This window comes from Pseudomonas sp. FP215, from assembly GCF_030687795.1.
Taxonomy (GTDB): domain Bacteria; phylum Pseudomonadota; class Gammaproteobacteria; order Pseudomonadales; family Pseudomonadaceae; genus Aquipseudomonas; species Aquipseudomonas salmasensis.
This window is the reverse complement of sequence record NZ_CP117447.1, coordinates 23,418-42,007: the sequence shown is the minus strand read 5'-3', so window position 1 is coordinate 42,007 and position 18,590 is coordinate 23,418. Positions and strand designations below refer to the sequence as shown.

The 18,590-nt window shown below is 61.4% G+C and carries 17 protein-coding genes; 8 read left to right on the top strand and 9 right to left on the bottom strand.

The features are described from left to right. Positions 1 to 120 precede the first annotated feature (120 nt). Complete coding sequence (locus PSH76_RS00185) at positions 121 to 447, top strand: YqjD family protein (protein WP_003187304.1); 327 nt, start codon at positions 121 to 123, stop codon at positions 445 to 447. 8 nt (positions 448 to 455) lie between these two features. On the opposite strand, the gene PSH76_RS00180 is transcribed toward PSH76_RS00185, so the two are convergent. After that, positions 456 to 1,352 (bottom strand): LysR family transcriptional regulator, encoded by an 897-nt coding sequence (locus PSH76_RS00180; RefSeq protein ID WP_098949935.1) that lies wholly within the window; start codon positions 1,350 to 1,352, stop codon positions 456 to 458. 109 nt (positions 1,353 to 1,461) lie between these two features. Between PSH76_RS00180 and trpB the strand changes: the two genes are divergently transcribed. From trpB to PSH76_RS00165, 3 genes are all read left to right on the top strand, one after another. Further along, a complete protein-coding gene (trpB, locus tag PSH76_RS00175) occupies positions 1,462 to 2,688 on the top strand; it encodes a tryptophan synthase subunit beta (RefSeq protein WP_014716306.1) in 1,227 nt (408 codons plus the stop codon). Then, complete coding sequence (trpA, locus tag PSH76_RS00170) at positions 2,688 to 3,497, top strand: tryptophan synthase subunit alpha (protein ID WP_305493410.1); 810 nt, start codon at positions 2,688 to 2,690, stop codon at positions 3,495 to 3,497. Before trpB ends, trpA begins: the two co-directional genes overlap by 1 nt. A 328-nt stretch (positions 3,498 to 3,825) precedes the next feature. Further along, on the top strand, positions 3,826 to 5,484 hold the full coding sequence (locus PSH76_RS00165) for a BBE domain-containing protein (protein WP_305493409.1): 1,659 nt from the start codon (positions 3,826 to 3,828) through the stop codon (positions 5,482 to 5,484). Between the two features lie 33 nt (positions 5,485 to 5,517). On the opposite strand, the gene PSH76_RS00160 is transcribed toward PSH76_RS00165, so the two are convergent. From PSH76_RS00160 to PSH76_RS00135, 6 genes are all read right to left on the bottom strand, one after another. Then, positions 5,518 to 6,822: an MFS transporter gene (locus tag PSH76_RS00160; protein ID WP_032894350.1), complete on the bottom strand. Its 1,305-nt coding sequence runs from the start codon at positions 6,820 to 6,822 to the stop codon at positions 5,518 to 5,520. Positions 6,823 to 7,010: 188 nt separating this feature from the next. Then, positions 7,011 to 8,159 (bottom strand): galactonate dehydratase, encoded by a 1,149-nt coding sequence (gene dgoD, locus PSH76_RS00155; protein WP_003187297.1) that lies wholly within the window; start codon positions 8,157 to 8,159, stop codon positions 7,011 to 7,013. A 48-nt stretch (positions 8,160 to 8,207) separates the two neighbouring features. Next, a complete protein-coding gene (locus PSH76_RS00150; protein ID WP_003187296.1) occupies positions 8,208 to 8,828 on the bottom strand; it encodes a 2-dehydro-3-deoxy-6-phosphogalactonate aldolase in 621 nt (206 codons plus the stop codon). A 1-nt stretch (position 8,829) separates the two neighbouring features. Continuing rightward, positions 8,830 to 9,789, bottom strand: coding sequence for a 2-dehydro-3-deoxygalactonokinase (locus PSH76_RS00145; RefSeq protein WP_305493408.1), 960 nt, complete (start codon positions 9,787 to 9,789; stop codon positions 8,830 to 8,832). A gap of 176 nt (positions 9,790 to 9,965) precedes the next feature. Beyond that, the gene (locus PSH76_RS00140; protein ID WP_032894353.1) at positions 9,966 to 10,292 is read right to left on the bottom strand and encodes a DOPA 4,5-dioxygenase family protein; all 327 of its coding nucleotides are present in this window, start codon (positions 10,290 to 10,292) and stop codon (positions 9,966 to 9,968) included. Positions 10,293 to 10,322: 30 nt separating this feature from the next. Further along, positions 10,323 to 11,273: a LysR family transcriptional regulator gene (locus PSH76_RS00135; protein ID WP_032894354.1), complete on the bottom strand. Its 951-nt coding sequence runs from the start codon at positions 11,271 to 11,273 to the stop codon at positions 10,323 to 10,325. Between the two features lie 103 nt (positions 11,274 to 11,376). Here PSH76_RS00135 and betC point away from each other — a divergent pair, with 103 nt between their 5' ends. The 3 genes from betC to PSH76_RS00120 all read left to right on the top strand — a co-directional run bounded on the left by betC (position 11,377) and on the right by PSH76_RS00120 (position 15,516). After that, positions 11,377 to 12,891 (top strand): choline-sulfatase, encoded by a 1,515-nt coding sequence (betC, locus tag PSH76_RS00130; protein WP_032894355.1) that lies wholly within the window; start codon positions 11,377 to 11,379, stop codon positions 12,889 to 12,891. A gap of 18 nt (positions 12,892 to 12,909) precedes the next feature. Beyond that, complete coding sequence (gene choX, locus PSH76_RS00125; RefSeq protein WP_305493407.1) at positions 12,910 to 13,824, top strand: choline ABC transporter substrate-binding protein; 915 nt, start codon at positions 12,910 to 12,912, stop codon at positions 13,822 to 13,824. 123 nt (positions 13,825 to 13,947) lie between these two features. After that, positions 13,948 to 15,516 carry a SulP family inorganic anion transporter gene (locus tag PSH76_RS00120; RefSeq protein WP_032894360.1) on the top strand — a complete coding sequence of 523 codons (1,569 nt, stop codon included), beginning with the start codon at positions 13,948 to 13,950 and terminating at the stop codon, positions 15,514 to 15,516. A 130-nt stretch (positions 15,517 to 15,646) separates the two neighbouring features. Here the strand turns inward: PSH76_RS00120 and aroE are convergent, their stop codons facing one another. Next, positions 15,647 to 16,465, bottom strand: a complete 819-nt coding sequence (gene aroE / locus PSH76_RS00115) for a shikimate dehydrogenase (RefSeq protein WP_032894361.1) — start codon at positions 16,463 to 16,465, stop codon at positions 15,647 to 15,649. Beyond that, a complete protein-coding gene (gene hemF / locus PSH76_RS00110) occupies positions 16,465 to 17,397 on the bottom strand; it encodes an oxygen-dependent coproporphyrinogen oxidase (RefSeq protein ID WP_003187281.1) in 933 nt (310 codons plus the stop codon). The genes aroE and hemF overlap by 1 nt, the downstream gene beginning before the upstream one ends. A gap of 178 nt (positions 17,398 to 17,575) precedes the next feature. On the opposite strand from hemF, the gene PSH76_RS00105 reads away from it, so the two are divergent. Then, positions 17,576 to 18,553, top strand: coding sequence for a quinone oxidoreductase (locus tag PSH76_RS00105; RefSeq protein WP_098949940.1), 978 nt, complete (start codon positions 17,576 to 17,578; stop codon positions 18,551 to 18,553). Positions 18,554 to 18,590 lie beyond the last annotated feature (37 nt).

Below are 18,590 nucleotides of genomic sequence, written 5' to 3'. Positions count from 1 at the left end.
CGAATGTGCGTAATGCTTCAGGCGACCGTTGGGAGGCGAAAGTTCAGAATTACTGCACTTTCTGAAACCGGCGCAGTCGGTATCTACACACGCCACTCAATCACTTCAGGAGATGTCCACATGGCCAACACTTCTTTACGCAAAGCGTCGCTGGAAAGCATGGAAGCCGAGATTTCGAGCCTGCTCAAATCTCTGGAGAGCCTCAAGGACGACGCGTCCGATGAGTCGCGCAAAACGCTGAAGGCCTTGAAAAGCAATGCCGAGAACGCGCTCAAGCACTCTCGTCACCTGATCAGCGACGCCTACGAAGAAAGCAAAGTCAAAATCCGTGAAACCAGCGCTGCCACCCGTGACTACGCTCAAGAGCATCCATGGACGACCGCTGGCGTCGCCGTTGGCGCACTGGGCCTGCTGGCGGCTTACCTGCTGTGCAAACGCGGTGACTGATTGACCGGTTACACCGGTTGGCGCAGCAGCTCAGCCTTGAGCCATTGCGCCAACTGCCCGGCGCGCCCATCTGCGGCGCGCTTGGGTAGCCACAACGCCAGGTGCGCAGGGGTTTCACTGAAGCCCCACGGCGCCACCAGGCGACCCGCTCGCAGGTCCTCTGCCACCAGCGGTTCTGGCGCAATCGCCACGCCCAACCCGGCAACCGCCGCTTCCAGCAAATAATACAAATGCTCAAACCCCTGGCCGAGTTTCAACGCGCCGGGCTCGATGCCGTGTTGCCGTGCCCAACTGGGCCAGGCCTGCGGCCTTGAAGTGGTGTGCAGCAAGGCTTGCTCGGCCAGTGCCGACGCCGGAGCCTGGCGAAGCTGTTCAAAATCGGCGAAGCGTGGGCTCATAACCGGGCCGATACGTTCGCTGGCCAGCTCATACACTTGCATATCCGCCGGCCACGGCGGCTCAGCGAACACCAGCAAGGCATCCAGCCCTGGGCGGCGCGGGTCCAGATCGCCTTCGCCCGCCGACAGGTGCAGTCGCAAATCCGGCAAGTCGGCATTCAACCGTCCTAGCCGAGGGATAAACCAGCGCGCCAGCAAGCTGCCTGAACAGCCGAGTACGAAAGGTGCATCGGCGCCGCGCTGGGTCAATTCGGCGCACACCTCGCGCAAACGCTCGAAAGCTTCCGCGCTCGCGTCGCGAAGCCTTACACCCGCATCTGTGAGTTTAAGGCCGCGCCCGTCCTTGACGAACAGACTCACGCCCAAGTGCTCCTCCAGCACTTTCAACTGGCGGCTGACGGCGCCGTGGGTCACGTGCAATAGCTCCGCAGCCTGGCTGACGCTGTTCAGGCGGGCGGTGGCTTCAAAAGCGCGCAAGGCATTGAGGGGAGGAAGGTCGCCGCTCATCTGTGAGTTTTCCTGACAGGTTGCTGCGATCTTATCGGTTTTCAGGCCAAGGCGTCACGCGTAGAGTGACCGTCATTGCCTTTAAACACATTCTTTCCTGGAGCGTCCCATGACTCAGTCCCAGACCGATCTACGCAACGGCCCTGATGCCAACGGCCTGTTTGGTGCGTTCGGTGGCCGCTACGTCGCTGAAACCCTGATGCCGTTGATCCTCGACCTGGCCCGCGAATACGAAGCGGCCAAGGTAGATCCGGCGTTTAACGAAGAATTGGCCTACTTCCAGCGCGACTATGTCGGGCGCCCAAGCCCGCTGTACTTTGCCGAACGCCTCACCGAGTTCTGCGGCGGCGCCAAGATCTACCTCAAGCGCGAAGAACTCAACCACACCGGCGCGCACAAGATCAACAACTGCATCGGCCAGATCCTGCTGGCCCGGCGCATGGGCAAAAAACGCATCATCGCCGAGACCGGCGCCGGCATGCACGGCGTGGCCACCGCCACCGTGGCGGCGCGCTTTGGCCTGCAATGCGTGATCTACATGGGCACCACCGACATCGAACGCCAGCAGGCCAACGTGTTCCGCATGAAGCTGCTGGGCGCCGAAGTCATCCCTGTGGTCGCCGGCACCGGCACCCTCAAAGACGCCATGAACGAAGCCCTGCGCGACTGGGTCACCAACGTCGACAGCACCTTCTACCTGATCGGTACCGTGGCCGGCCCACACCCGTACCCGGCGATGGTGCGTGACTTCCAGGCCGTGATCGGCAAGGAAACCCGTACCCAACTGCAAGCCCAGGAAGGCCGCCTGCCGGACAGCCTGGTGGCGTGCATCGGCGGTGGTTCCAACGCCATGGGCCTGTTCCACCCGTTCCTGGATGACACCAGCGTCGAAATTATCGGCGTTGAAGCAGCCGGCCATGGCATTGAAACCGGCAAGCACGCCGCCAGCCTCAACGGCGGCGTACCCGGCGTGCTGCACGGCAACCGCACCTTCCTGCTGCAGGACGACGACGGCCAGATCATCGACGCCCACTCGATTTCCGCAGGCCTGGACTACCCCGGCATCGGCCCGGAACACGCCTGGTTGCATGACATCGGCCGCGTCCAGTACACCTCGGTGACGGACGACGAAGCCCTGGAAGCCTTCCACAAATGCTGCCGCCTGGAAGGGATCATTCCTGCCCTGGAAAGCGCCCACGCCCTGGCTGAAGTATTCAAGCGCGCGCCAAACCTGCCCAAGGATCACCTGATGGTGGTCAACCTCTCGGGCCGTGGCGACAAAGACATGCAGACCGTGATGCACCATATGGAACAGTCCAAGCAGGAGAAACACTGATGAGCCGCCTGCAAACCCGCTTTGCGCAACTTAAAGAACAGAACCGTGCCGCCCTGGTGACCTTCGTCACCGCTGGCGACCCCGGCTATGACACTTCGCTGGCGATCCTCAAGGGCTTGCCGGCCGCCGGCGCCGATGTGATCGAGCTGGGCATGCCCTTCACCGACCCGATGGCCGATGGCCCGGCCATCCAGCTGGCCAATATCCGCGCACTGGCCGCCAAGCAGAACCTGTTGAAAACCCTGCAGATGGTTCGCGAGTTCCGCCAGGACAACGACGACACGCCGCTGGTGTTGATGGGCTATTTCAACCCGATCCACAAATACGGCGTGTCGCAGTTCATTGCCGATGCCAAGGCAGCGGGCGTCGACGGCCTGATCGTGGTGGACATGCCCCCCGAGCACAACGGCGAGCTGTGCGACCCGGCCCAGGCCGCAGGCATCGACTTTATCCGCCTGACTACGCCGACCACCGATGACGTGCGCCTGCCTACCGTGCTCAATGGCAGCTCCGGGTTTGTGTATTACGTGTCGGTCGCCGGTGTAACCGGGGCTGGTGCCGCCACCCTGGAACACGTCGAAGAAGCCGTGACCCGCCTGCGCCGCCATACCGACCTGCCGATCAGCATCGGCTTTGGTATCCGCACACCAGAGCAGGCAGCGGCCATCGCACGCCTGGCAGACGGGGTGGTAGTGGGTTCGGCGCTGATCGATCACATCGCCACGGCCAAGAACGACCAGCAAGCCATTGATGGCGTGCTGACGCTGTGCGCGGCGCTGTCGGAAGGTGTGCGCAACGCACGTAAGTAAGTGCCTGTTCGGTCGGTGATCAGACTGTCCAAATATCACCGACTTATACGCTAGGCTTCAGAAGGAGGCGGGCATCTCGCCTAATGTGTAGGAGCGAGCTTGCTCGCGAAAAACTTACAGGCGCCGCGTGCATTCAGCGAACACGCGTTATCGTTGACGTTTTTCGCGAGCAAGCTCGCTCCTAAACAAGGCTAGGCATCGCGTCTCTCCTTTTTAACCCACTTCGTGCCCTTTGCCGTCTAACCACCTTCGCAAGCCCTGCAGTCCTTGCCCCTCGGTCGTTAAGTTAGCCGCATCAGAAGTCATTCTTGGCTCTTAGGAGTACATCATGGCATTTGATCTCATCACTGTTTCAGACCGTCGTCACTCAAGCCTGCAAAAGGGCTTCAACCTGCGCTGGCCCTTGGGCAACCTGCAGGGTCAGTCCTCGCCCAATGGCGCCAACCTGGTTTACCTGTGCCGCAGCCCCCAAGACATCATGGACGCCGCCGCCCAGGCATTGGCCCTGCCCAATGGACGCATCACCGTACGCAGCGGCGGTCATTGCTATGAAGGGTTTGTCGCCAACAAGATGCCCGACAGCCCGGATGAGGTGCTGTCGATCCTGGATATCAGCGCGCTGAGCCAAGTGGTGTACGACGCCAGCGGGCAGATCGGCTCCGAACTGAGCCCGGCGCAGCCCTTTCGCTACCACTTTCGCCTGGAGGCCGGCAGCCAGATCTGGGACAGCTATAGCGCGTTGTACAAGCAGGCCAACAAGACCTTGCCCGGGGGCTCATGTTATTCGGTCGGATTAGGCGGGCACATTTGCGGCGGCGGCTACGGGTTGCTGTCGCGCAAGTATGGACTGGTGTGTGACTGGCTCAGTGGGGTCGATATCCTGGTGCCTGACAGCCAAGGCAAAAGGCTCGAACCGCGCCATGTCAGCAGGGACAGCACCCAACAGGACGAATTGGACCTGTTCGCCGCGTGCTGCGGTGCTGGGGGTGGTCAATTCGGCATTATCACCAGCTATTACTTCAAGGACCTGCCACCGGCCCCCAAAGAAGTACTGTGGCTGGTGTTGGAATGGGATTGGTCAGTACTGACCCAGGATGCACTAAACAATCTGCTGGTGGCTTACCAGCTATGGTTTGCCAGCCATCAGAACAACCCGGACACCTGGGGCCTGGCGACCAAACTGGAAATGCGCCACGAGCACACAGGCAATATCACTCTGGGCATCCATTATGTGGACAAGGAGGGTGAGCTGAACGACCGTGCGCCCTTCGATGATTTTGTCGACAAGATGCTCACGGCCATCGGCTTGCCTGCCACCGAGTCGCTGGTGCCGTTTCATGTGGTCCATTTGCCGCCTGGCACAGCTGACGGGCGCACCATCGACTCAGTGTCATCCGCCCAAGCTGCGACCCGGCGCCTGGATTGGCTGGTGTGCCAGCAAACCTTGAATGGCGCGGGAGACAACCAGCGCGGGCGCTATAAGTCGGCCTACCAGAAAGGGGAGTTCAGCCCTCAAGTGCTACAGGCCATCTGGACTACCCTGACCTGGCCAGACCCTGACAACCACCTGACACAAAGCCTGATCCAGATTCAATCCTTCGGCGGCCAGATCAACGCCGCCAGCGCGCACGTGCGCAAGGAGTCGTCGGCCGCCCAGCGTTCGTCCTTCCTCAAGTGGCAACCCCAGTGTTACTGGCACGGAGACAGCGCCGCTGCGGACCAGGCCCATGCTGACTGGATCCGAGGGCTGTACGTCAATGCGTTTGCCGATGCTCAAGGCGTGCCGTTCAACGATGCGTTCGAAGGCTGCTACATCAATTATCCCGACCTCGACATGACCTACGCTGGCGGTAATCCGGCCAATGGTAAAAACCCCCAGTGGTACAAGATCTTCTTTCCCGACCTGATGATCGAAAGCCGCTTGCGCCGTACCAAGCAGCGCTGGGACCCGCACAATGTATTTCGTAACGAGATGTCGGTGCCGTAGAACGAAAAAGGGCGACCCGAAGGTCGCCCTTTTTTACAACTCGATCCGCTCGACTTTGCCTACCAGCAATATGTAGGAAAGCGCGCCGAGCAACGCCAAGACCGCGATATAGGTAATGGCCGGCGCAAAGGACGAACCACTGGCCAGAAAGCCAATCACGATAGGCGTGGCAATCGCCGCCAGGTTGCCGATAAAGTTGAACACCCCACCGGTCAGCCCCAACAGACGGGCAGGCGCCAAGGTCGACACCAACGACCAGGTGATCGACGCCAGGCCATTGCCGAAAAACGCCACCGCCAGAAACGCGATGACCCACCCCGTGGAGTCCACATAGTTGGCCCCGATGATCGCCGTGGAAATCAGCAGCCCGCTGATGATCGGCAACTTGCGCGCAAAGCCCACCGACGCCCCACGGCGAATCAGCCAATCGGAAAACACCCCCGAACACAGCACGCCCACAAACGCGGCCAGGAACGGCAAGGAGGCCAGCAACCCAGACTGGATAAAGTCCATGCCGCGATATTTCACCAGGTACGTCGGGAACCAAGTCAGGAAGAACCACAGCGTGGAGTTCAGGCAAAACTGGCCCAGGTAGATGCCCCAGAGCTTGCGTTTGCTCAGCACAATGCCCAGGTCGGTCCAGCTAAAAGGTGCCTTGACGGTTTTAGCCTGCATGTCCACCAGTCCGCCACCGTCGCGGATCAGTTGGATTTCAGCTTCGTTGGCGCCTTTGAAGTCTTTGGGCTCGCGATACACCGCATACCAGATCGCGGCCCACAGGATGCCGACGCCACCGGTTACCACAAACACCATGTGCCAGCCGTACTGATGTTGCAGCCACGCCAATACCGGGGTGAGGAACGCCAGGCCAACAAATTGCCCGGAGGTATAAACGCCAATGGCCGTGGCGCGCTCGCGCTCGGGAAACCAGGTGGTGACCACACGGCTGTTGATCGGATAGGCCGGTGCCTCCAACGCGCCCACGGCCATGCGCAGCACGAACAGCGCGATAAAGCTGGCGGCGAAACCGAGCATCACCGTGGCAATCGACCACAGCAGCAGGGCCGCTGTGTAGAGAATGCGCGGCGGCACCCGGTCTACCAGCCAGCCACCCGGGATTTGCATGGCGGCGTAGGTCCAGCCGAAGGCAGAGAAAATCAGCCCGACTTGCACCGGGTCGATCCCCAGCTCGCTGGTCAGCGCGGGCGCGGCAATCGACAGGTTGCTGCGGTCGAGGTAGTTGATGACCACGGTGATGAACAGCAGCACCATGATGAAAAAGCGCTTTCTGCTAGGCGTGACTAAAGAAGCCTGCCCGGTGAGGGATTCAGGGTGCATGGGGGGGGTGCCTCTTTTTATATGTTTGTTGAGGTCTGAAAATGAGCTGACTGAAGAAACCGGATCAAAAATGTGGGAGCGGGCTTGCTCGCGAATGCGGTGGTTCAGCCGCAGATGTGTTGAATGACACACAGCATTCGCGAGCAAGCCCGCTCCCACATGTTTTACCGCGTTCCGTCAGTCAGGCATCACCACTCGGCAAAACTGCCATCGGCATGGCGCCAGATCGGGTTGCGCCAGCGATGGCCGATGGCCGCGCGCTCAACCACATACTCCTCGTTGATCTCAATGCCCAAACCCGGGCCGTTGGGGATCTTCACAAAGCCCTGGTCATAGTCGAATACGCCCGGGTCTCGCACGTAGTCGAGCAAATCGTTGCTTTCATTGTAGTGAATGCCCAGGCTCTGCTCCTGGATAAACGCGTTGTAGCAAACCGCATCCAGTTGCAGGCACGCCGCCAAGGCAATCGGGCCCAGCGGGCAGTGCAGGGCCAGGGCCACGTCGTAGGCTTCGGCCATGTTGGCGATCTTGCGGGTTTCGGTGATACCGCCGGCGTGGGAAGCGTCCGGCTGGATGATGTCGACATAGCCTTCGCTGAGCACGCGCTTGAAATCCCAGCGCGAGAACAGGCGCTCGCCCAGGGCGATCGGCGTACTGGTCAGCGGTGCCAGTTCTTTCAGCGCTTCGTAGTTTTCGCTGAGCACCGGCTCTTCAATGAACATCAGCTTGTATGGGTCGAGCTCTTTCATCAGCACCTTGGCCATCGGCTTGTGCACCCGGCCATGGAAGTCGACGCCGATCCCCACGTTAGGGCCGACCGCATCGCGCACGGCAGCGACGTTGGCCAGGGCCAGGTCGACTTTTTCGAAGCTGTCGACGAACTGCAATTCTTCGGTGCCGTTCATTTTTACCGCCGTGAAGCCACGGGCCACCGCCTCTTTGGCGGCACGGGCAGTGTCGGCGGGGCGGTCACCGCCGATCCACGAGTACACGCGGATTTTGTCACGCACCTGGCCGCCCAGCAGATCGCTGACCGACACACCGAGGGCCTTACCCTTGATGTCCCACAACGCCTGGTCGATGCCAGCGAGGGCACTCATGTGCACCGCGCCGCCTCGGTAGAAGCCGCCGCGATAGAGCACGGTCCAGATATCTTCGATGTTGCGTGGGTCTTTGCCGATCAGGTAGTCGGACAGTTCTTCGACGGCAGCGGCCACCGTGTGAGCGCGGCCCTCGACCACAGGCTCACCCCAACCGGTCACACCCTGGTCGGTTTCGACCTTGAGGAAGCACCAGCGCGGCGGAACGATAAAGGTCGTCAGTTTGGTGATTTTCATCTCTTGTCTCTCTTATAGATGCAGCGCCTGTGGGCGCGGAATATGCTCTCAGCCGAGGGCTTTCCAGGCGGCGACATACGCCTGGGCACGGCTCGCAACCTGATCCACTGTCATGCCCGGCTTGAACAGCCCGGAACCCAATCCGAAGCCCTTGGCGCCGGCGTCGGTAAACACCTGCATGTTGTCCGGGGTGATGCCGCCCACCGGCAGCAGCAACGTGCCCGCAGGCAATACCGCCAGCCACGCCTTGATCACTGAAGGGCCCATTTGCTCGGCCGGGAACAGCTTCAACACATCAGCGCCTTCGGCCAGCGCGGCAAAGGCTTCGGTGGGCGTGGCTACCCCAGGCGACAAGTACAGGCCCGCCGCTTTGGCCGCGCGCAACACCTTGGCATCGCTGTGGGGCATGACGATCACCTGGCCTCCGGCCGCCTTGACCTGTTCGACCTGCTCAGGGGTCAACACCGTGCCGGCACCGATCAGGCAATCGGCGGGCAAGCTGTCGCGCAGGGTGCGGATGCTGGTGTAAGGGTCTGGCGAGTTGAGCGGCACTTCGATCACGCGAAAACCCGCGTCGTACAGCACCTGGCCGACCGCCTGGGCTTCGTCGGGGCGTAGGCCGCGCAGGATGGCGATCAAACCGTTTTGTGCGAGTGCTTGCTTGAGCATGTCAGGCCTCCAGTAAAGGTCGAGTAAGCCCGGCGGCTTGCGCCAGTTGCCACAGGCCACGCTCGGTGGCTTCTTGCGCCAGGCTGACGTGGGCAAAGCCGCAAAGGGCGAGGGCGCGTTGATAGCGGGCGCAGAGTGGAGCGGCGCCGACCAGGATGATCGGCTGGTGTTTGGCGGAATCTGGCAGGCCGGCAAGTTCATGGCCTATGAGCAAGCCGGACAGGTAGTCGGGTTGCTGGTCGGGCGCCAGCTGCGCAGTGAGCCCAAGGGTACGGGCACTGAACAGGGTCGAGAGCACGCCACGCTGGCCATCGTTGGACAGCGCAACGTGCACGCCTCGATCAAACGCATCGGCCTGGAACTGTTCGCTGGCCTGTTGGGTGCGCCCCAGAATGCTGTGCTTGCTCAACACCGCAAACACTTCGCCGGTCATGAAGGTATCGAAATGGGTAATGCGGCCTTCCACCACCTCGACCCATTTGGAATGGCTGCCGGGCAGGCCGATCAACACCTGGGGCCCAAGCCCTTGCAGCACGCCGAGCACTTGGGTTTCTTCGCCGCGCATCACATTGGGCAGCCCCACTTGCTCGATCACCCCCGGCACGATGTGCACCTGCACCCCGCGCAGGCTGCGTATGCCATGCAACGCCTGGCCAAGGCTGGCGACATCCACGGGCGTGCTGCGATAGGCCGCCTCGCTCCAACCCTGTGCGCTGCCGACCATGCCGCACGCGATCACCGGCAGCCCGGGCTGGGCGTCGAGCCAATCGCCGCAGGCACTATCGAACGCCAGTTCAAAGCCGTCGGTGCACAGCACACCGGCAATTTCCCGAGGCTCTGTGGGCAAATGCATGATGCCGGTAGCCAGCGAGCGCTGTTCCAGCACAACGCCCGCGGGGCCGAGTTTGTAAGCACGAAGGGAGCTGGTCCCCCAATCGAGCGCGATCAATTGCGCCTGCATCGCTTCACCTGAAATGAGTGGGTGCTGAAAAAAGCAGATGAGCGAATATAAACCTAGGGAGCCGGATATCTCAATATATAAATATCAATCCCATATAATGAGACTGGACAAGATAAATCCCACAACCCTTCCGGTTTTTACTTAGGGAAAGACGCGGGTTTATCGGGTAGGGATGGTTAAAAAATCGACAGGTCCAATTCGCGCATCGCACCCATCCAGATGGCGTAATCGGTGTGGTCCTTGAGGTCATCACCGGTTTCCGGGTGCAGGAACACCACCAGACCATCACGGTGCAGCGCCAGCCACGGCAATACCACGCCGATATATTCCGGCTCGAACGCCAGTTGGCAACTCCAATCCGGGTGCGGGCCCACCGGCCGCTCATGCACGCGGCCCATGCGCAACGGGAACAGCCTGGCGGCGTCTTCACAGAGCGTGCGCGCCTGCTCGATCGTGCTGGCGTCGAAGTAGATATGGGCGTGGTAGCCCTTGATACGTTGCATGACGGACTCCGGTTCCACTGTGCGCCGATCCTAGACCGCAATCGACGGCAGGGCCAGCCCGGTCAACGACTGCGCACTGCTGGCCTGTTCCGCCACCAGCCACTCGACAAAGCGGTCCACCAACTGCCCACGGCGTTTGCGCTGGGGCTGCACCACGTAATAGCCAAATCGCGACGTCACCGTGGGGCTGATCGGTCGGCACAGCCAATTCTGCTCCAGCAGGTTGTCCACCAGGTGGCGCCAGCCGATGGCGACACCCTGGCCGGCAATCGCGGCCTGGATCAGCAAAGTGTAGTTGTCGAAGCGCAATTGCCCAGGGGTCGGCGCAGCCGTGATACCCAGTTCGCGGAACACGCCGTTCCAGTCGAACCACTGGCTGTTGTTTTCCTGGCGCAGGTGCAGCAACGGGCAGTCTTGCAAGGTCTGCACCGTCAGGGGCGCAGCTTGTTCCTTGAGCCACTGCGGGCTGCACACCGGGAACACTTCCTCATTGAACAACCACAGGCTCTCGCCCTGCTTGAAACGGCCATCGCCAAACAGCACCGCCACATCAATATCGCTGCGCAGAGTGGCGTGGTTGCGCTCACTGGTGACCAGGCTGACATCCACCTGCGGGTTGGCCTGGTGGAAGCGATGCAGGCGCGGCATCAGCCAATAGGCGGCGAAGGCGAAGTCGGTGGCGACTTGCAGCACTTCATGCTGGCTTTGTTGGGTGATGGCGCCCAGGCCCTGGTTGATGTTCTGCAGGCCGCCTTGCACATGCTCGAACAGCAGGGCGCCGGCGTCGGTCAGTTCGATGCCGCGATAAATGCGGTCAAACAGGCGGATCGCCAGTTGCTCTTCAAGGCGCTTGATCTGCTGGCTGACCGCCGGTTGGGTGGTGCCCAGTTCCATCGCGGCCGCGGTGAAACTGCGATGGCGTGCCGCTGCCTCAAAGGCGCGCAGCAAATCGAGAGAGAGGTCACCCAGCGCTTCATACATAAGCTCAACTTATCCTAGTCATTGCCGCGTATGGGCTTTACCCATGTATTTATGGACCGCATGCTCATTGGCATAAACACCGCCTATGGAATGCCGAGAAACCATGAAGCGCAAGAACATTCTTTTCATCATGGCCGATCAGATGGCCGCGCCGATGCTGCCGTTCTACGGGCCTTCCCCGATCAAGCTGCCCAACCTCAGCCGCCTGGCGGCACAAGGTGTGGTGTTCGACGCCGCCTATTGCAACAGCCCGTTGTGCGCACCGTCGCGCTTCACCTTGGTGAGTGGCCAATTGCCGAGCAAGATCGGCGCCTACGACAACGCTGCCGATTTCCCCGCCGATGTACCGACCTATGCCCACTACCTGCGTCGCCTCGGCTACCGCACTGCGCTGTCGGGCAAGATGCACTTCTGCGGCCCCGACCAGTTGCACGGCTATGAGGAACGCCTGACCAGCGACATCTACCCCGCCGACTACGGCTGGGCAGTGAACTGGGATGAGCCAGACGTACGCCCTACCTGGTATCACAACATGTCCTCGGTACTGCAGGCGGGCCCATGTGTGCGCACCAACCAGCTGGATTTCGACGAAGAGGTGGTGTTCAAGGCCCAGCAATACCTGTTCGATCATATCCGCGAGGAGGGCGACCAGCCGTTCTGCCTGACCGTGTCGATGACCCATCCCCACGACCCGTACACCATTCCCAAGCCGTTCTGGGACCTGTACGCCGACACCGAGATCCCATTGCCCGCGACGCCGCCCCAGGCCGATCTTGACCCGCATTCCCAGCGGCTGCTCAAGGTCTATGACTTGTGGGACAAACCGCTGCCGGTGGATAAGATCCGCGACGCCCGCCGCGCCTACTTCGGTGCCTGCAGCTACATCGACAGCAACGTCGGCAAGCTGCTGCAGACCCTGGAAGACACCGGCCTGGCCGACGACACCCTGATCATTTTCTCCGGCGACCACGGCGACATGCTTGGCGAGCGCGGCCTCTGGTACAAAATGCACTGGTTTGAAATGGCCGCCCGCGTGCCGCTGCTGGTCAGTGCGCCGGGGCAGTTCGCCGCTGGCCGCGTCACCCAGGCCGTATCGACCGCCGATCTGTTGCCGACCCTGGTGGAATTGGCCGGCGGCACGTTGGACCCGCATTTGCCGCTGGACGGCCGCTCACTGGTCCCGCACTTGCAAGGGCAGGGCGGGCATGACGAAGTGTTTGGCGAATACATGGCCGAAGGCACCGTCAGCCCGTTGATGATGATTCGCCGGGGCGCCTACAAATTCATCTACAGCGAAGACGACCCTTGCTTGTTGTTCGATGTGCACAACGACCCGCGCGAGCAGGAAAACCTCAGCCAGTGCGCCGAACATCGCCCTCTGTTCGAGGCGTTTTTGCGTGAAGCACGGGCTAAATGGGACATCCCGGCAATCCATCAACAGGTGCTCGCCAGCCAACGCCGTCGCCGCCTGGTGTTTGAAGCGCTGACCCAAGGCAAACTCAAGAGCTGGGATCACCAGCCACTGGTAGACGCCAGTCAGCAGTACATGCGCAACCATATCGACCTCGATGACCTGGAGCGCAAGGCACGTTTTCCACAACCCTGCCAAAACCAATAAGTAGACAGAGGGAAGGCCATGCAAAAGTTGACCGTGGTACTGAGTTTGGTGGTGCTCAGCAGCGCCCAGGTGTACGCAGACACTCGCTGCGAAACGGTAAAGATGGCCGATCCAGGCTGGAGCGATATTGCCGCCACCAACGCCATCACCAGTTTCCTGCTGACGGGCATGGGCTACCAACCCAAGGTCGATACCCTGGCGGTGCCGATTACCTTCGGCGGGCTGAAAGACGGCCAGGTGGATGTCTTCCTCGGCAACTGGATGCCGGCGCAGCAAGGCTTCTACGACAAGTTCGTGGCCAACGGCGATGTGGTGCAACTGGCGAAGAACCTGGAGGGCACCGAGTTCACCCTCGCCGTGCCCGACTATGTGTGGGACGCCGGGGTGCATGACTTCGCCGACCTGAACAAGTTTGCCGACAAGTTCGACAAGAAGATCTACGGCATTGGCTCCGGCGCGCCGGCCAATATCTCGTTGCAAGAGATCATCAAGAAAAATGATTTCGACCTGGGGCAGTGGAAGCTGATCGAGTCCAGCGAACAAGCGATGCTCGCGGAAGTTTCGCGAGCCGTTAAGAAACAGCGTTTCGTCACCTTCCTCGGCTGGACTCCGCACCCGATGAACGTGCAACTGAAAATGCGTTACCTCAAAGGCGGCGAGCAGTACTTTGGTGCCACCGGCAGCGTGTACACCTTGACCCGCAAGGGTTACGCACAAGCCTGCCCCAACGTCGGGAAACTGCTGACCAACCTGAGTTTCACCCAGGCCATGGAGAACAGCATCATGGCCGACGTGGCCAACAACAAGGTCAGCAATGCGCAGGCGGCGAAGGCATGGATCAAGGCCAACCCGGCGGTGCTGGACCAGTGGCTGGAGGGCGTGAAAACCCTGGATGGGCAGGAGGCGTTGCCGGTGGTAAAAGCCAAACTCTAATCCTCCTTGTAGGAGCTGGCTTGCCAGCGAAGAACTCGAAAACGCCGCGTTTTTTCAGACAGCACGCGTTATCGTTACCCTTCTTCGCGAGCAAGCTCGCTCCTACAGTAATTCGAGCGACTCATGCCCCGGCCCACCCGCCATACACTCTTGCCCTTCCTGCGCTGGCTGCCGCGCCAAACCCGCGCCAGCGTCGGCCGGGATGCCATCGTCGGCCTCAGCGGCGCGGTGCTTGCGCTGCCGCAGTCGATTGCCTACGCACTGATCGCAGGCCTCCCACCCGAATACGGGCTCTACGCCGCCATCATCCCGGTGTTGATCGCGTGCCTGTGGGGCTCGTCCTGGCACCTGATCTGCGGGCCCACGGCCGCCATCTCCATCGTGCTTTACGCCAGCATCAGCCCATTGGCCGTGCCAGGCTCACAGGACTACATCACCCTCATCCTGTTGCTGACCTTCCTCGCCGGGGTGTTCCAGTGGTTGCTTGGCCTGCTGCGCTTTGGCGCGTTGGTGAACTTTGTCTCCCATTCGGTGGTGCTGGGTTTCACCCTCGGCGCCGCCGTGGTGATTGCCCTGGGGCAGTTGCCCAACCTGCTCGGGTTGGATTTGCCCAGCCAGGCCACGGCTATCAACAGCCTGCTGGCGTTGATCGACCATCGTGGCGAGTGGGATCAGGCATCCCTGGCCCTGGGGCTGGGGACGTTGCTGGCAGGCATGTTGCTCAAGTACCTGGTGCCACGCTGGCCGACACTGTTGATCGCCTTGGTGTTGGGCAGCCTGGTGGCATGGTTGTGGCCGGCGATGTTCGGGCATGTGGCACGGGTCAGTTCGTTCATCGGCAAACTGCCGCCGTTCAGCCCATTGCCGATGGACCTGGACCTAGTGTTGCGCCTGCTGCCCAGTGCCGTGGCGGTGGGGATGCTGGGGTTGGTGACCAGCCTGTCGATTGCCCGTTCGCTGTCGGCCCGCTCGCAACAACTGCTCGACGCCAACCAGGAAGTTCGCGCCCAGGGGTTATCCAACATCGTGGGCGGATTTTTTTCCGGCTACCTGTCTGCCGGATCATTCACCCGCTCGGGCCTCAGTTACGAGGCGGGCGCCTGTTCGCCGCTGGCGGGGGTGTTTTCCGCCCTGTGGGTGGCGTTATTCGCGTTATTTGGCGCAGCGTTGATCGCGCATATTCCGATCCCGAGCATGGCGGCGAGCATCCTGCTGATTTGCTGGGGGCTGGTGGACCACCGCGGCATTCGCGCGCTGTTCCGGGTCAGCCGCGCCGAATTCGTGGTGATGAGCCTGACCTGCGTCGCCACCTTGTTGTTGGAGCTGCAAACGGCGATCTATGCCGGGGTGCTGGCGTCGCTGTTTTTCTACCTAAAGCGCACGTCGCAGCCACGGGTTCAACACTGGCGCGACGGTGAGGCGGATGTGTTGCGGGTAGGCGGCTCGATCTTTTTTGGCGCCAGCCATTACCTGCAAGTTCGCTTGCAACGTTTGCAGGGTGAGCGGGTGGTGATCGAGGCGCAGCAGATCAACTTTATCGACTATTCCGGGGTGGAGATGCTGCATCAGGAGGCGCGGCGGTTGGCGGGGCTGGGCCGTAGCTTGACGTTGCGTGGGGCCAGGCCGCAGGTGGTTGAGGAGCTGAAAAAGCTCGACGGGCCCGATAACTGCCCCATCGACTTTGAAGACTGAACCCGATCAAAACTGTGGGAGCTGGCTTGCCTGCGATAGCGGTGGGTCAGCCAGCACATGGGTAACTGACCTATTGCTATCGCAGGCAAGCCAGCTCCCACATTAACGGTGCCCACATCAGCGCGTGGAATCAGGCCAATTGACGGCGCAGTTCGGCCAGTACCGGCGCCGAATCCGGACGCACACCACGCCACAGCAAAAAGGCTTCTGCCGCTTGTTCCACCAGCATGCCCAGGCCATCCATCGCCACCGCCGCGCCTTGCTCGCTCGCCCAGCGGCAGAACGCGGTGGGTTGCTTGGCGTACATCATGTCGTAGCAGAAGGTCTTGCCCGGTTCGATCAGGCTGCCGGCAATCGGCGGTACATCGCCTGACAGGCTGGCCGACGTGGCATTGATGATCACGTCCACCGGCTCACGCAACCAGTCGAAACCACTGGCAGACACCGGGCCCAGGTCATCGAACAGCTCAGCCAGTAACTCGGCTTTTTCCACGGTGCGGTTGGCGATGATCAACGACGAGGGTTGCTGCGCCAGCAACGGCTCCAGCGCACCGCGCACCGCGCCACCGGCGCCCAATAACAGAATGCGTTTACCTTGCAGGGTCAGCCCGGCATTGACCGTCAAATCGCGCACCAGGCCCGCGCCGTCGGTGTTGTCGCCCAACAAGGTGCCGTCATCCAGTTTGCTCAAGGTGTTCACGGCACCGGCGCGCTGGGCTCGTTCGGTCAGGGTATTGGCCAGACGGTAAGCCTCCTCCTTGAACGGCACGGTCACGTTGGCGCCACGGCCCTGTTGGAAAAACTCACGGGCACAGGCGGTGAAGTCCTCCAACGGCGCGAGCATCGTGCTGTAGTCCAACTGCTCGCCGGTCTGGGCGGCGAACAGACGGTGAATCAGCGGCGATTTGCTGTGGCCGATGGGGTTTCCGAACACGACATAACGGTCCATCACACCGCCGCCTTGGGCGCGGCAACGCCGAGCCAGTCACGGTCTTGCAGGAAGTAGTCGGTAAGGCGCGCCTCTTCGCTGCCGGCTTCGGCCTTCCAGTCGTAGCTCCAGCGTACCTGGGGTGGCAGCGACATCAGGATCGACTCCGTACGCCCGCCCGATTGCAGGCCGAACAGGGTGCCACGGTCATAGACCAGGTTGAACTCAACGTAGCGGCCCCGGCGGAACTCCTGGAACTGGCGCTGTTGCTCGGTGTACGCCATGGCCTTGCGACGCTGCACAATCGGCAGGTAGGCGTCGATGTAGGCATCGCCGATGGCGCGGATGAAGGCGAAGCAGGTGTCAAAGCCCCACTCGTTCAAATCATCGAAGAACAACCCACCGATGCCACGGGGTTCGTTGCGATGCTTGATGTGGAAGTAGGTGTCACACCAGGCCTTGTAGCGTGCGTACACATCCGGGCCAAACGGCGCACAGGCCTGCTCGGCCACTCGGTGCCAGTGAATGCAGTCTTCTTCATTGCCGTAATACGGGGTGAGATCGAAGCCACCGCCGAACCACCACACCGGTTCTTCGCCTTCTTTTTCAGCGATGAAAAACCGCACGTTGGCGTGGGAAGTCGGTACATGCGGGTTATGCGGATGGATCACCAGTGACACGCCAAGCGCTTCAAAGCCACGGCCGGCCAGCTCGGGGCGATGGGCACTGGCAGACGGTGGTAAACCGCTGCCGAACACGTGGGAAAAGTTGACGCCGCCTTTTTCGATCACCGAACCGTTTTCCATCACACGGGTGCGACCGCCACCGCCGGCTGGCCGGGTCCAGGCGTCTTCGATAAAGCGAGTGTCCGTCTCGAAGGTTTCCAGGGCGCTGCAAATGCGGTCTTGCAGGTCAAGCAGGTAGGCTTTAACGGCCTCGGTGCGGGTAGTCATGGCATCACCTTGAATCGGGCAAAGCTACGCGAGGCCCATGGGGCGTCGGCGGCAAATGGGCGCACAGGATACCACTGCGCTTAGATGCCACTGCACTTAGGTGCGCGGCAGTTGACGAAGATCAAGCTTAGGAGTCCGATAGGGGGCTACGCAGATTCGAACCCAAGGAGAAGTGCAGATGGCCAAACGTATCCAGTTCAGCGCCCATGGCGGGCCCGAAGTGCTTGAGTATGTGGACTACACGCCAGCGGAGCCTGGCCCACAGCAGGTACGGGTGCGCAACGAAGCTATCGGCCTGAACTTCATCGACACCTATTTCCGCAGTGGCCTCTATGCGCCGCCCGCCCTGCCATCGGGCCTGGGTGCGGAAGGCGCTGGCGTAGTCGATGCCGTTGGCAGTGAAGTCAGCCAATTCAAAGTCGGCGACCGTGTGGCCTACGGCAGCGGCCCGCTGGGTGCCTATAGCGAGTTGCACGTGTTGCCTGCCGCCAACCTGGTGCACCTGCCGGATGAGATCAGCTTTGAACAGGCCGCCGGTGCCATGCTCAAAGGCCTGACCGTACAGTACCTGCTGCGCCAGACCTATGAGCTCAAAGGCGGAGAGACCATTTTGTTCCACGCCGCCGCCGGTGGCGTCGGTTCCCTGGCCTGCCAATGGGCCAAGGCTTTGGGGGTGAAGTTGATCGGTACGGTCAGTTCGCCGGAAAAGGCGGCCTTGGCCAAATCGCTGGGCGCCTGGGAAACCATCGACTACAGCAAGGAAGATGTCGCACAACGCGTACTGGAATTGACTGACGGCAAGAAATGCCCGGTGGTGTACGACGGCGTCGGCAAGGACACCTGGCTGACTTCCCTGGACAGCGTGGCGCCGCGAGGCTTGTTGGTGAGCTTCGGCAACGCGTCGGGGGCGGTGGATGGGGTGAACCTGGGGATTCTGTCGGCGAAGGGTTCGCTGTACGTCACCCGGCCGACTTTGGCGACCTACGCGAACAACCCGGCGAACTTGCAGGCGATGGCGGACGATCTGTTTTCGATGATCAAGAGTGGCAAGGTGCGCATTGATATCAACCAGCGCTACTCGCTGGCGGAGGCGGCCAAAGCGCAGACGGAGTTATCGGGGCGGCGCACGACTGGGTCGACCATTCTGCTGCCTTAAGGGCCTCATCGCAGGCAAGCCAGCTCCCACATTTGAC

Coding starts and splice junctions, on each gene's coding strand:
- PSH76_RS00185 (WP_003187304.1), top strand. CDS start 121: ATGGCCAACACTTCTTTACGCAAAGCGTCGCTGGAAAGCATGGAAGCC.
- PSH76_RS00180 (WP_098949935.1), bottom strand. CDS start 1,352: ATGAGCGGCGACCTTCCTCCCCTCAATGCCTTGCGCGCTTTTGAAGCC.
- trpB (WP_014716306.1), top strand. CDS start 1,462: ATGACTCAGTCCCAGACCGATCTACGCAACGGCCCTGATGCCAACGGC.
- trpA (WP_305493410.1), top strand. CDS start 2,688: ATGAGCCGCCTGCAAACCCGCTTTGCGCAACTTAAAGAACAGAACCGT.
- PSH76_RS00165 (WP_305493409.1), top strand. CDS start 3,826: ATGGCATTTGATCTCATCACTGTTTCAGACCGTCGTCACTCAAGCCTG.
- PSH76_RS00160 (WP_032894350.1), bottom strand. CDS start 6,822: ATGCACCCTGAATCCCTCACCGGGCAGGCTTCTTTAGTCACGCCTAGC.
- dgoD (WP_003187297.1), bottom strand. CDS start 8,159: ATGAAAATCACCAAACTGACGACCTTTATCGTTCCGCCGCGCTGGTGC.
- PSH76_RS00150 (WP_003187296.1), bottom strand. CDS start 8,828: ATGCTCAAGCAAGCACTCGCACAAAACGGTTTGATCGCCATCCTGCGC.
- PSH76_RS00145 (WP_305493408.1), bottom strand. CDS start 9,789: ATGCAGGCGCAATTGATCGCGCTCGATTGGGGGACCAGCTCCCTTCGT.
- PSH76_RS00140 (WP_032894353.1), bottom strand. CDS start 10,292: ATGCAACGTATCAAGGGCTACCACGCCCATATCTACTTCGACGCCAGC.
- PSH76_RS00135 (WP_032894354.1), bottom strand. CDS start 11,273: ATGTATGAAGCGCTGGGTGACCTCTCTCTCGATTTGCTGCGCGCCTTT.
- betC (WP_032894355.1), top strand. CDS start 11,377: ATGAAGCGCAAGAACATTCTTTTCATCATGGCCGATCAGATGGCCGCG.
- choX (WP_305493407.1), top strand. CDS start 12,910: ATGCAAAAGTTGACCGTGGTACTGAGTTTGGTGGTGCTCAGCAGCGCC.
- PSH76_RS00120 (WP_032894360.1), top strand. CDS start 13,948: ATGCCCCGGCCCACCCGCCATACACTCTTGCCCTTCCTGCGCTGGCTG.
- aroE (WP_032894361.1), bottom strand. CDS start 16,465: ATGGACCGTTATGTCGTGTTCGGAAACCCCATCGGCCACAGCAAATCG.
- hemF (WP_003187281.1), bottom strand. CDS start 17,397: ATGACTACCCGCACCGAGGCCGTTAAAGCCTACCTGCTTGACCTGCAA.
- PSH76_RS00105 (WP_098949940.1), top strand. CDS start 17,576: ATGGCCAAACGTATCCAGTTCAGCGCCCATGGCGGGCCCGAAGTGCTT.